The sequence below is a fragment of the Peterkaempfera griseoplana genome (assembly GCF_001418575.1).
Taxonomy (GTDB): Bacteria; Actinomycetota; Actinomycetes; order Streptomycetales; family Streptomycetaceae; genus Peterkaempfera; species Peterkaempfera griseoplana.
In genome coordinates this window covers 18,250-29,934 of the sequence record NZ_LIQR01000306.1, presented here as the reverse complement: position 1 = coordinate 29,934, position 11,685 = coordinate 18,250, and the positions used below count along the sequence as shown (strand labels likewise).

The following is an 11,685-nucleotide window of genomic DNA, read 5'->3' as shown; positions in this document are numbered from 1 at the left end:
GGCGGGGGCCGCTCACCTGGGGGAGTGGCCCGGGAGCGGTCCGGGAGCGGCCCGCGGGACGGCCCGGGCGGTCGTCACTCGACGACGAGCTCCACCGGGATGTTGCCGCGGGTGGCGTTGGAGTACGGGCAGACCTGGTGCGCCTTGGCCACCAGCTGCTCGCCGATCTCGCCGTGCAGCGACTCCGGCAGCTCCACCCGCAGCACCACCGCGAGGGCGAAGCCTTCGCCGGCCTTGCCGATGGAGACCTCGGCGGTCACCGAGGCGTCGCTGGTGTCGACCTTGGCCTGCCGGCCGACCAGTCCCAGCGCGCTGGCGAAGCAGGCCGCGTATCCGGCGGCGAAGAGCTGCTCGGGGTTGGTGCCCTGACCGTTGCCGCCGAGCGCCGGGGGCATGGCCAGGGTGAGGTCGAGCTGCCCGTCGGAGCTCACGGCCTTCCCCTCGCGGCCGTTGGCGGTGGCGGCGGCGGTGTAGAGCGCGTCCATGGGAACCATCCCTTTCGTTCCGCGGTCCGTGGTGACCGCTTGCTGATGAAGTAACTCAAGCACACAACTCAGTTGTGCACAACTTAAGTGAGCGCAATCGATTGGTATCCTGAAGTCATGACGACCACCGAGGAAGCCCTGCGGCTCGAGAACCAGGTCTGCTTCGCGCTGCACGCGGCCAACCGCGCCTTCGGCAACGTCTACCGGGTCCTCTTGAAGGACACCGGGCTGACCTATCCCCAGTACCTGGTGATGCTGGTGCTCTGGGAGCACGGCGAGACCACCGTCAAGGGCCTGGGCGAGGCCCTGCGGCTGGACTCCGGCACCCTCTCCCCGCTGCTGAAGCGGCTGGAGGCGTCCGGGATGGTGGAGCGCCGCCGCAGCACGCAGGACGAGCGCTCCGTCTCCGTGACCCTCACCCAGGCCGGTGACGAGCTGCGCCACCGGGCCTGCGAGGTGCCGCTGCGGATCGCCGCCTCCACCGGGCTCAGCCTGGACGGGATCGCCCAGCTGCGGGACCGGCTGAACGACCTCACCCGTGAACTGGACGCCGCCGTGGCGGCCGCCGGGGGACCGGCCGAGGCGCGGTAGCGCCGGACGGGGCAGCAGTCGGGCGGGGCCACCCCGCCTCGGCCGGCGCCGGGCAGGCCGGACGGCGCGACCGGGGAAGAAGGCAGGACGCAGGACCGGGAGCCGCCCCGAGTCGGGGCGGCTCCCGGTCCTGTCGTCCTGCGGGCGGGCCCGAAGGGTCAGAGCAGTTCGAGCACTGTGGCGTTGGCCATGCCGCCGCCCTCGCACATGGTCTGCAGGCCGTAGCGGATGTCGTGGTCCCGCATGTGATGCACCAGGGTGGTCATCAGCCTGGCACCGGAGCCGCCCAGCGGGTGGCCCAGGGCGATGGCCCCGCCGTTGGGGTTGAGCAGCGCCGGATCGGCGCCGGTCTCCTTCAGCCAGGCCAGGGTCACCGATGCGAACGCCTCATTGACCTCGAAGGCCCCGATGTCGCCCAGCGACAGCCCGGACCGCTTGAGCACCTTGGCGGTGGCCGGGATCGGCCCCTTGAGCATGGTGACGGGATCGGTGCCGGTCACCGTCGCGGTGTGCACCCGGGCGATCGGGGTCCACCCCTGCCGGGCGGCGATCCCACTGGTGGTGACCAGCAGTGCGGCGGAGCCGTCGGAGATCTGCGAGGCGTTGCCGGCGGAGACCACACCGTCCGCCTTGAACGGCGTCTTGAGGGCCGCCAGCTGCTCCGGTGTGGAGCCGCGCCGCACCCCCTCGTCGGTGGTGAACAGCCGCTCCTCGCCGTCCTCGCCGACCACCGGCACCGGAGCCAGCTGGCTCCGGAAGAGCCCCTCGTCGAGCGCCCGGGCCGCCTTGGCGTGGGAGGCCAGCGCGTGCTCGTCCAGCTCCGAGCGGCTCAGGCCGTACTCGGCGGCGATCATCTCCGCCCCGATCCCCTGGTTGAACTCGAAGCCGCCGTAGCGGGCACGGGCCAGCGGGCCGTAGGGCTCGCCGAAGGCGCCGCCGCCCCAGGAGGAACCCATCGGCACCCGGGTCATCGACTCCACACCGCCGGCCACCGCGATGTCGTACTGACCGGAGATCACCCCGGCGGCGGCCTGGTGCACCGCCTGCTGGGACGAACCGCACTGCCGGTCGACGGTGACGCCCGGAACCTCCTCCGGCCAGCCGGCCGCCAGCACCGCGTAGCGCGCGATACAGGCGGTCTGCTCGCCGACCTGGGAGACGCAGCCCCAGATGACGTCGTCCACCAGGGCCGGGTCCAGACCGGTGCGCTCGGCGAGCGACCGCAGCACATGGGCGGACAGGTCGGCCGGATGCACCCCGGCCAGGGAGCCGCCGCGGCGGCCGACGGGGGTGCGTACGGCGTCGACGATCACTGCGTCACGCATGGGACTGGCTCTCCTCGGTTCGACGGGTGGCGGATCGACGGGTGGCGGATCGACGGGTGGCGGACGGACGGCCGGCGGCCGGGCGGGCCGGGGCCCTCACAGGCCGAGAGACTTGGCGATGACCGTCTTCATGACCTCGCTGGTGCCGCCGTAGATGCGGGTGACCCGGGCGTCGGTGTAGAGCCGGGCGATCGGGTACTCCAGGATGTAGCCGTACCCGCCGTGCAGCTGCAGGCACTTGTCGATCACCCGGGCGGAGACCTCGGTGCAGAACAGCTTCAGCTTGGCCGCGTCGGCCGGGGTCAGCTCGCCCGTCTCGTGCAGCTCCAGGGCGCGGTCCACCATCGACTCGGCGGCCTCCACCTCGGCGGCGCACTCGGCGAGGACGAACTTGGTGTTCTGGAACTCCGCGACGCTGCGGCCGAAGACCTTGCGGTCCTTGACGTAGCGGACGGCGAAGCCGACCGCCGCAGAGGCCGAGGCGTAGCCGCCGACCGCGATGGCCAGGCGCTCCTGCACCAGGTTGTGGGTGAGGTAGGAGAACGCCTTCCCCTCCTCGCCCAGCAGGTTCTCCACCGGGACCCGGACGTCGGTGAAGGAGAGCTCGGCCGTGTCCGAGCTGCGCAGACCGATCTTCTCCAGCTTGCGGCCCACCGAGTAGCCGGCCGAGGAGGTGTCCACGCAGAGGATGGTCAGGCCGGCCCTGCGGTCCTCGGGGGTGGCGGGGGAGGTGCGGCAGACCACCAGCATCAGATCGGCCTGGACCCCGCCGGTGATGAAGGTCTTGGCGCCGTTGAGGACGTAGTGGGTGCCGTCCGCCGAGAGCTCGGCCCGGGTGGTGATGCCTGCCAGGTCGGAGCCGGTGCCCGGCTCGGTCATGGCGATGGCGGTCATGATCTCGCCGGAGACGAAGCCGGGGAGCCAGCGCTTCTTCTGCTCCTCGCTGCCGTACTCCAGGAGGTAGGGGAGCACCAGGCCGGTGTGCACACCGGCGCTGCCGAAGGACACCCCGGCCCGCAGGGTCTCCTCGGTGACCACGGCCTGGTACTTGAAGCCGCCCATGCCGGCGCCGCCGTACTCCTCGGGGACCTCGATGCCGAAGACACCCAGATCGCCGAGCTTGCGGTAGAAGTCGCGCGGTGCGTGCCCGGCCTGCTCCCACTCGCCGTAGACCGGGACGACCTCCTTGGCGATGAAGTCGCGGACGGTCGTCCGGAAGGCCTCGTGGTCCTCGGTGTACACGGTGCGGCGCACGACGGAATCCTCTCTGGTGGTCGAACGCTTGTTAAGTTAAACGGAGGGCGGGAGGCTGTCCAGGGGTGGATTGGCCAACCGCGTCGCTAGACTGCTGAACGCTCGATCAGTTCGACGACTCCGGGGCGCATCGATGGACACCACCAGGCCACCAGGCCATCAGGCCCTGCTGGAGGCCGCCCGGCAGGAGTTCGCCGAGCGCGGCTACGGCTCCACGTCGATCCGCGAGATCGCCCAGCGGGCCGGTATCAGCCTCTCCGCGCTGTACCACTACTACGGGGGCAAACAGGAACTGCTCCACGCGATCCTGGACGAGGGCATGGACCGCTACCGACGGGACTGCGACACCGCCCTCGCGCAGGCCGGGGACGACCCGGCCGAGCGGCTGGAGGCGCTGGTCGAGGCCACCGTCCGGTTCCGGGCCGGGCAGCGGGACCGCAGCAGCATCGAACTGACGGAGCACCGCAGCCTCAACGAGGAGCAGCGCGTCCACTTCCGCCGCCGCCAGGCCGCGGCCACCCGGATGTTCCAGGACGTGGTGGCCGACGGTCTGGAGCAGGGGATCTTCCTCACCCCGTACCCCGACGACGCCCGGCGCGCGATCCTCGCCATGTGCAACGCCGTCGCCCAGTGGTACCGCCCGGACGGCGGGCTCACCCTCGCCGACCTGGTCGAGCGGTATGTCTCGCTGGCGCTCACCCTGGTGGAGTACCGCCCGCGACGCCCCCGCCCCGGGCCGCTGCCGGAGGGCGGGCTGGGTAGGCTCGGCTTGTGACGGAGCCAACGGAGCCAGCGGAGAAGCACGCCTTCGAGTACGGCATCGACGGGCCAAAGACGATCATGGCCGGTGTCGACGGCTCCGAGTCCGCATGGCGTGCGGCCGCGTATGCGGCAGGCCTCGCCCGGCGGCAGGGGGCGCTGCTGGTCCTGGTGTACGTGCAGCCGGTGATGACCGCGGGAGCCCCCGCGGTCGGCGGCACGCTGCTGGAGGCGGGGCAGCAGGTGGCCGAGGAACTGCTGCAGTACATCCGGGACGCGGTGAAGCGCTTCGGGGAGCACGACCGTTTCCGCTGGGAGTTCCACACCTTCCCCGGAGACCCCTACACCGGGCTGGTGACCACCGCCGACCGGCTGAAGGCGGACGCGGTGGTGGTGGGCGCCTCCGAGCAGGCGGGGCACCGCATCATCGGCTCGGTGGCGGTGCGGCTGGTCAAGGCCGGCCGCTGGCCGGTCACCGTGGTTCCCTGACCGGAGGCACGGACTCGCCCCGCGGACGGACACCTGTCCTACCGGGGGCTGATCCGGTGGCGTTGGGCTGTCCGCCAGCGGGCCTACGAGGCCCGGCCCGGCGGCAGGTAGGCTCGGTCCGATCACCATCGCCGCATGAGGAGCTCGCGATCCATGAGCCTGCGCCTGAGCACCATCAGCCGTGAGGAGCACCTGGCCTACATCGAGGGCCTGCCCTCCGCCAGCCATATGCAGGTGCCGGCATGGGGCGGGGTGAAGGCCGAGTGGCGTCCGGAGTCCATCGGCTGGTTCGACGAGCAGGGCCGGCTGGTCGGCGTGGGCCTGGTGCTCTACCGCCAGCTGCCCAAGCTCAAGCGCTTCCTGGCGTACCTGCCCGAGGGCCCGGTGATCAACTGGTTCGACCCGGACCTGGAGCGCTGGCTGCAGCCGATGCTGGCGCACCTCAAGGCGCAGGGCGCCTTCTCGGTGAAGATGGGCCCGCCCGTGGTGATCCGCCGCTGGCACGCGGAGACCATCAAGCAGGCCATCGCGGGCAAGACCGCCAAGCGGCTGCGGGACGTCGAGGCCAGCGCCTACGAGCCGCGAGCCTTCGAGGTGGTGGACCGGCTGCGGCGGATGGGCTGGCAGCAGAACGAGGACGAGGACGGCGGCGGCTTCTCCGCCGGGCAGCCCCGCTATGTCTTCCAGGTGCCGATGGCCGGCCGCTCCATGGACGACATCCTCCGCGGCATGAACCAGCAGTGGCGCCGCAACATCAAGAAGAGCGAGAAGGCCGGCGTCCAGGTCCACCTGGGCCGCTTCGAGGACCTGTCGATCTTCCACGAGCTCTACAAGGAGACCGGCGAGCGCGACCACTTCATCCCGCGCCCCCTGTCGTACTTCCAGGGCATGTGGAAGGCGCTCAACTCCGAGACCCCCGACAGCATGCGGCTCTACCTGGCGTCCCACGAGGGCGAGGTGCTGGCGGCCACCACCATGCTGCGCACCGGCAGCCATGTCTGGTACTCCTACGGGGCGTCGACCGTGCGCAAGCGCGAGGTCCAGTCGAGCAACGCGGTGCAGTGGCAGATGATGCGCGATGCGCACGCCATGGGTGCCCATGTCTATGACCTCCGGGGCATCAGTGACACTCTCGACGAGGACAACCACCTGTTCGGACTGATCCGCTTCAAGGTGGGAACCGGGGGGCAGGCGGCCGAGTACCTGGGCGAGTGGGACTTCCCGCTCAGCAAGGTGTTGCAGAAGGCCTTCGACATGTATATGACGAGTCGGGCAGTGGCCCGCTGACGACCGGCCGTCCCACGACCCGTCACCACCGCAGGAAGGCACACCCGGATGGCGCTCTCGCTCTATGTGGAAACCGCCCGCTGGCGCGCCCACCAGCAGTCCGTGCTGGAGGCGTTCCCCGGCCTCGTGCCGGTGGCCAAGGGCAACGGCTACGGCTTCGGCAACCGGCGGCTCGCCGAGGAGGCCACCAGGCTGGGCGCGCCCATGCTCGCGGTCGGCACCGCCTATGAGGCGGCCGAGGCGGTGGAGTACTTCGGCGGCGACGTGCTGGTCCTCACCCCGTACCGGATCGGCGAGGATCCGGTACCGCTGCCGCGGCGCGTGATCCGCACCGTCGGCAGCGTCAGCGGCGTACGGGCCCTGGTCGGCTGCCGGGTCGTGGTGGAGTGCATGACCAGCATGCGCCGCCACGGGATCAACGAGCCCGACGTCCCCAAGCTGGTGACGGCGCTGGACGACGTGCGGCTGGAGGGCTTCGCCCTGCATCTGCCGCTCGACCGCCCCGACGGCTACGACCCGGTGCAGGAGTGCGCCGACTGGGTCGACCGGCTGACCGCCGCCGGCCTGCCGATCCCGGCGGTGTACGTCAGTCATCTCTCCGCCGACGAGATCGGGCGGCTGCGCGGGATGTACCCCGGGCTGGCCTTCCGCCCGCGCATCGGCACCCGGCTCTGGCTCGGTGACCACGACGCGCTGGACTGCCGGGGGACCGTGCTGGACGTCACCCCGGTCGCCAAGGGCGACCGCTACGGCTACCGCCAGCTGAAGGCCCCGGTCGACGGGCACCTGGTGGTGGTGGCCGGCGGCACCGCGCACGGTGTCGGCCTGGAGGCGCCCAAGTACATGCACGGCGTCACCCCGCGGGCCAAGAACCTCGCCCGGGCGGGGCTGGCCACGGTGAACCGCACGCCCTCCCCCTTCAGCTGGAACGGGCGCAAGGCCGCCTTCGCGGAGCCGCCGCACATGCAGGTCAGCATCCTCTTCGTACCCGGTGAGACGGCCCCGCCCACCGTTGGTGAGGAGCTGCGGGCCACCCTGCGGCACACCACCACCCACTTCGACCGGACCGTCGACCGCTGACCCGGGGCCGCGGCCGGCGGGACGGAATCGCGGGACGCGGTCCGTGGTTGGGCTGAGACCGGCCCGTACCGCCGAGCGGCGGGCCCGGATCCCGAAGGGGGAGCCGTGCTGCTTGCCGAGGCCCGCGCAGAGGTGGTCCGTCACGCCCGGCGGCTGCGTGCCGACGGCCTGGTGGTGGGCACCGCGGGCAACCTCTCGGTCCGTGAGGGGGAACTGCTCGCGGTGACCCCCTCCGGGGTGGACTACGACGAGCTCACCCCGGAGCTGATCGGCGTCCACCGGACGGACGGCAGCGCCGTCGAGGCGGCGCTGCCACCCAGTAGCGAGCTGCCCTTCCATCTCGCCGCCTACCGCGCCACCGGCGCGGCGGCGGTGGTCCACACCCACTCCGTGGCGGCGACCGCGGCCGCCTGCCTGGACGGACTCTCCCAGCTGCCGCCCGTGCACTACTACACGGCGATGTTCGGCGGGACGGTGCGGATCGCCCCCTATGCCACCTACGGCAGCCCGGAACTCGCCGCCGGAGTGGCCGAGGCGCTCGCGGACGGGCGCCGCGGCTGCCTGCTCGCCAACCACGGCGCGGTGACCGTCGGCGGCAGTCTCGCGCAGGCCTATGGGCTGGCGCAGCAGCTTGAGTGGCTCTGCGACGTCTATCTGCGCACCCGGGCGGCAGGACTGCCCCGGACGCTGGACGCACGGCAGTTGGAGCAGGCGGCGGCCAAACTGGCCGACTACGGCCGCGACCGATAGCAGCGCCCCGGCTGATATGCGAACGGCGGCCCGGGGGTAGGCGCATTCCGCGGGACGCCCAAGGCACACGCCCCGTGCGCAACCGGACACGGTGAGTCCGAATTCGCGATGAAAACGGGCAGCATACTGCATCACCGGAAGATTCCAAGCGCGTTGGGAATGATGTCCGGATTCTGCCCGTTGAATTGTTACGTCAGTGCGGGGCCGGGAGGGCTTCGCGCCGACAAGCGAAGGCAAGCAGGCACCAGTAGTAAGGGAGCACGCATGGCCACCCGTGCCGTCGTTCGCGACAAGGCCGACCGGGCCCGTACCGCCCGCCCCGCCAACAGTGAGGCCGACCGCGACCTTGTCGGCATGTACCTCGACGAGATCGCCCGTACGCCGCTGCTCGACGCCGCCCAGGAGGTCGAGCTGTCCCTGCGGATCGAGGCGGGTGTGTACGCCGAGCACCTGCTGGAGGAGCTGGAGGAGAGGGGGCTGCCCAGCAACACCTCCGAGAGCGAGCTGCGGGCGATAGCCGATGACGGCGAGCGCGCCAAGGACGTCTTCATCCGCTCCAACCTGCGGCTGGTCGTCGCGGTCGCACGCCGCTACCCGCGCAGCGGGCTCCCGCTGCTGGACCTCATCCAGGAGGGCAACGCCGGCCTGGTTAGGGCGGTCGAGAAGTTCGACTACGCCAAGGGCTACAAGTTCTCCACCTACGCCACCTGGTGGATCCGTCAGGCCATCACCCGCTCCATCGCCGACCAGTCCCGCACCATCCGGCTGCCCGTCCATCTGGTGGAGGAGCTCGGCAGGATCCGCCGGGTGCAGCGGGAGAAGTCCAAGGAGCTGGGCCGCGAGGCGGAGCCGGCGGAGGTGGCGGCCGAGCTCGGCTCGACCGAGGAGCGCGTCAAGGACGTGCTGGACTGGGCCCGTGACCCGGTCAGCCTCAACATGTCCGTCGACGACGAGGGTGAGACCCAGTTCGGAGACCTGGTCGAGGACACCGCCGCCGTCTCGCCGGAGGACGCGGTCCTGGTGATGCTGCGCCGTGAGGAGCTGGACGACCTCATCGGCAGACTCGACGACCGCACCGCATCCATCATCCGCTCCCGGTACGGCATGGAGGACGGCCGTGAACGCACCCTCACCGAGGTGGGCAAGCAGCACGGACTCACCCGTGAGCGCATCCGGCAGATCGAGAAGCACGCCCTCGCCGAACTCAAGCGCATGGCCCACCACTCGGGCTTCGAGGCAGCCTGATCCTTCGTCCGTGAGCCCCGGTGCGAGCCCCCTGCACCGGGGCTTCGCGCTGCTCGGTGCGGTGGGGCGCCTACGCTGGAGGACATGAACGGCGACCACGGCGACCGCCCCGAGCAGGGCGGCGGGCAGATGCAGCAGACGGGCGGGGACGGGCGGACGGGCCAGGCCGGACGGACCGCCGGCGAGCAGGCGCCCGGGCCGCAGCGGCGCCCACTCCCCAAGGGGCTGGTCTTCGACGATCCGCTGGACCGCCAGACGTCCGACGACACCGATACCGGCTGGGGCGAGGCGCCGACCGGGGCTTCCGGTGGCCGCGACCTGGACTGGTACCTGAGCCAGCGGCCCCCGCACCACGGCGGCTGACGACCGCGGCCACGCTCTCACCGGGCCGCCGCCCCGCCGTGCGTGCCCGTCGAACCGTGCCCCGGCCCGCCGAAGGCGCCCGGCCTGCCGGACATCCGCGGCGTACCCAAGGCGCCCGGCCCGCTGGACATCCCCGGCGCACCGTGGGCGCCGCCCCCGTCCGCCGAGGAGGCGCAGCGCGGCACCCCCGAGGGCGGAGCGGCCCCTGGTGGCGGCCCGGCAGCCAGCGCCGCCGCGGTGGCGAGCAGCCCGGCCGTCAGCGGCCCCGGACCGCGCCGCAGCGCCTGCCGCAGCCGGTGGCGGCCGCCGCACCCGACCCTGATCGGCGGGAAGGACGGCACCGCCCGGCCCGGCGGCACCGCGGGCGGAGGAACCGGCACACCCGGTCGAGCGGCGGTACCGCGAGAGCTGCGGGCGCGGGCGCGGGCGGGGAAAGCGTCGAAGACGGCGGTCATGGCCGGTACACCACCTGGGGCCTGGAGGAAGCGAGCGGACGCTCGCAGGACTGCCCGACCACCATGGAGCCGCCGCCCGGCCCCCGGAAGCCCCGCCTCGTTCCCTGTGGACAACCCCGGCCTGTGGATACACCCGGTCACCCGCGCGGGGGACCTGCGGCGGCGCGATGACCCGCCCGCGCGCCGCCATGACCTGCCCGCGGCGCCGCCATGACCTCTCGGTCAGAGGTCCAGGCCGGTCTCCAGACCGTCCAGCGCATGCGAGCAGAGGCAGTCCCGCGCCGTCGGCAGACCCTTCACCACATCGAAGAGCACCGTACGCAGCCGGTCCACGTTCTGCGCGAAGACCGAGAGCACCTCCTCATGGGTCACGCCCTCCCCGGTCTCCACCCCGGCGTCCAGATCGGTCACCAGCGCCAGCGAGGTGTAGCAGAGGCCCAGCTCACGGGCCAGGACGGCCTCGGGATGGCCGGTCATGCCGATGACCGACCAGCCCTGCGCGGTGTACCAGCGGGACTCGGCCCGGGTGGAGAAGCGGGGCCCCTCGATCACCACCAGGGTGCCGCCGTCCACCGCCTCCCAGCCGGAGGCACGCGCCGCCGACAGCGCCACCGCCCGCCCGTCGGGGCAGTAGGGGTCGGCGCAGGAGACATGCACGACGCGCGGGGTGCGCCCGTCCTCCCGGGGCAGGCCGTCGTAGAAGGTCTGCACCCGGCCCGAGGTGCGGTCCACCAGCTGGTCCGGGACGACCAGGGTGCCGGGCCCGTACTCCGGCCGCAGCCCGCCGACCGCGCAGGGCCCGAGGACCCGGCGGGCGCCGAGCGAGCGCAGCGCCCACAGGTTGGCGCGGTAGTTGATCCGGTGCGGCGGGAGGTGGTGGCCGCGCCCGTGGCGCGGCAGGAAGGCCACCCGCCGCCCCGCCAGCTCGCCGACGAACACCGAGTCGCTCGGCATGCCGTACGGGGTGTCGACGGTCACCTCGGTGACGTCGTCCAGGAAGGCGTAGAAGCCGGAGCCGCCGAGGACCCCGATCTCCACGGGGTCGATGCCGGCTGTGGGGGTGCTGCTGGTGTCCGCCATGTGCGGCAGCCTATCCGGACACGCCGAGGGCCCCGCGGGACCCCTGGCGGGGTCCGGCGCGGGGCGCTGCGAAGGTCGGCGCCGGCGTGCCGGGCGGTGGGACCGCCCGGAGATGTGCCGGTCAGGCAGCGGGGCTGCTGCTCGTGGAGGAGGTGCTCGACGAGCTGCCGCCGCCCGATGCGGGGGCGCTCTTGGGCGACGAGTCGCCGCCCGACGACGAGGACGTCGACGAGGACGCCCCGGACGGGGCCGCGGCCGCGGTCTTTGAACCCACCGAGCTGCTCGACGACGAGCGGCTGTCGGTGCGGTAGAAGCCGGAGCCCTTGAAGACCACACCCACGGCCGAGAAGACCTTGCGCAGTCGGCCCTTGCACTGGGGGCACTCGGTCAGCGCGTCGTCGGTGAACTTCTGCACCGCCTCAAGGCCGCTGCCGCACTCGGTGCACTGGTACTGGTACGTCGGCACTTGCTTCCTCCTGGCACTCTTACCTTATGAGTGCTAACGACCCTCAATGATGCGGC

The 11,685-nt window shown here is 72.1% G+C and carries 14 protein-coding genes; 8 read left to right on the top strand and 6 right to left on the bottom strand.

Translation table 11 applies throughout. The annotated features are described in order from the left end of the window. Positions 1 to 74: 74 nt before the first annotated feature. The gene (locus tag AOK09_RS22725; RefSeq protein WP_055589078.1) at positions 75 to 485 is read right to left on the bottom strand and encodes an organic hydroperoxide resistance protein; all 411 of its coding nucleotides are present in this window, start codon (positions 483 to 485) and stop codon (positions 75 to 77) included. Positions 486 to 602: 117 nt separating this feature from the next. Here AOK09_RS22725 and AOK09_RS22720 point away from each other — a divergent pair, with 117 nt between their 5' ends. Then, on the top strand, positions 603 to 1,076 hold the full coding sequence (locus AOK09_RS22720) for a MarR family winged helix-turn-helix transcriptional regulator (RefSeq protein WP_055589077.1): 474 nt from the start codon (positions 603 to 605) through the stop codon (positions 1,074 to 1,076). 158 nt (positions 1,077 to 1,234) lie between these two features. Here the strand turns inward: AOK09_RS22720 and AOK09_RS22715 are convergent, their stop codons facing one another. Together AOK09_RS22715 and AOK09_RS22710 are read right to left on the bottom strand one after the other, a co-directional pair. After that, a complete protein-coding gene (locus AOK09_RS22715) occupies positions 1,235 to 2,401 on the bottom strand; it encodes a thiolase family protein (protein WP_055589076.1) in 1,167 nt (388 codons plus the stop codon). A 96-nt stretch (positions 2,402 to 2,497) separates the two neighbouring features. After that, positions 2,498 to 3,655, bottom strand: coding sequence for an acyl-CoA dehydrogenase family protein (locus AOK09_RS22710; RefSeq protein ID WP_055589075.1), 1,158 nt, complete (start codon positions 3,653 to 3,655; stop codon positions 2,498 to 2,500). A 133-nt stretch (positions 3,656 to 3,788) separates the two neighbouring features. On the opposite strand from AOK09_RS22710, the gene AOK09_RS22705 reads away from it, so the two are divergent. The 7 genes from AOK09_RS22705 (at position 3,789) to AOK09_RS22675 (ending at position 9,628) form a co-directional block, all read left to right on the top strand. Further along, positions 3,789 to 4,430: a TetR/AcrR family transcriptional regulator gene (locus AOK09_RS22705; RefSeq protein WP_055589074.1), complete on the top strand. Its 642-nt coding sequence runs from the start codon at positions 3,789 to 3,791 to the stop codon at positions 4,428 to 4,430. 65 nt (positions 4,431 to 4,495) lie between these two features. Continuing rightward, complete coding sequence (locus AOK09_RS22700) at positions 4,496 to 4,903, top strand: universal stress protein (protein ID WP_079063335.1); 408 nt, start codon at positions 4,496 to 4,498, stop codon at positions 4,901 to 4,903. Positions 4,904 to 5,056: 153 nt separating this feature from the next. After that, entirely contained in the window at positions 5,057 to 6,190 is a 1,134-nt protein-coding gene (locus tag AOK09_RS22695) for a lipid II:glycine glycyltransferase FemX (protein ID WP_055589072.1), read from the top strand. Between the two features lie 48 nt (positions 6,191 to 6,238). Then, positions 6,239 to 7,270, top strand: coding sequence for an alanine racemase (locus AOK09_RS22690; protein ID WP_055589071.1), 1,032 nt, complete (start codon positions 6,239 to 6,241; stop codon positions 7,268 to 7,270). A 105-nt stretch (positions 7,271 to 7,375) separates the two neighbouring features. Next, entirely contained in the window at positions 7,376 to 8,020 is a 645-nt protein-coding gene (locus tag AOK09_RS22685) for a class II aldolase/adducin family protein (RefSeq protein WP_055589070.1), read from the top strand. Positions 8,021 to 8,284: 264 nt separating this feature from the next. Then, a complete protein-coding gene (locus tag AOK09_RS22680; protein ID WP_055589069.1) occupies positions 8,285 to 9,265 on the top strand; it encodes a sigma-70 family RNA polymerase sigma factor in 981 nt (326 codons plus the stop codon). A gap of 84 nt (positions 9,266 to 9,349) precedes the next feature. Continuing rightward, the gene (locus AOK09_RS22675; RefSeq protein WP_107101417.1) at positions 9,350 to 9,628 is read left to right on the top strand and encodes a hypothetical protein; all 279 of its coding nucleotides are present in this window, start codon (positions 9,350 to 9,352) and stop codon (positions 9,626 to 9,628) included. Positions 9,629 to 9,645: 17 nt separating this feature from the next. Here AOK09_RS22675 and AOK09_RS40315 read toward each other — a convergent pair whose 3' ends face one another. The 3 genes from AOK09_RS40315 to AOK09_RS38085 form a co-directional block, all read right to left on the bottom strand. After that, the gene (locus AOK09_RS40315; protein WP_157875997.1) at positions 9,646 to 10,083 is read right to left on the bottom strand and encodes a hypothetical protein; all 438 of its coding nucleotides are present in this window, start codon (positions 10,081 to 10,083) and stop codon (positions 9,646 to 9,648) included. A 222-nt stretch (positions 10,084 to 10,305) separates the two neighbouring features. Beyond that, complete coding sequence (locus AOK09_RS22670; protein WP_055589068.1) at positions 10,306 to 11,163, bottom strand: S-methyl-5'-thioadenosine phosphorylase; 858 nt, start codon at positions 11,161 to 11,163, stop codon at positions 10,306 to 10,308. Between the two features lie 121 nt (positions 11,164 to 11,284). Further along, a complete protein-coding gene (locus AOK09_RS38085; RefSeq protein WP_079063334.1) occupies positions 11,285 to 11,629 on the bottom strand; it encodes an FmdB family zinc ribbon protein in 345 nt (114 codons plus the stop codon). Positions 11,630 to 11,685 lie beyond the last annotated feature (56 nt).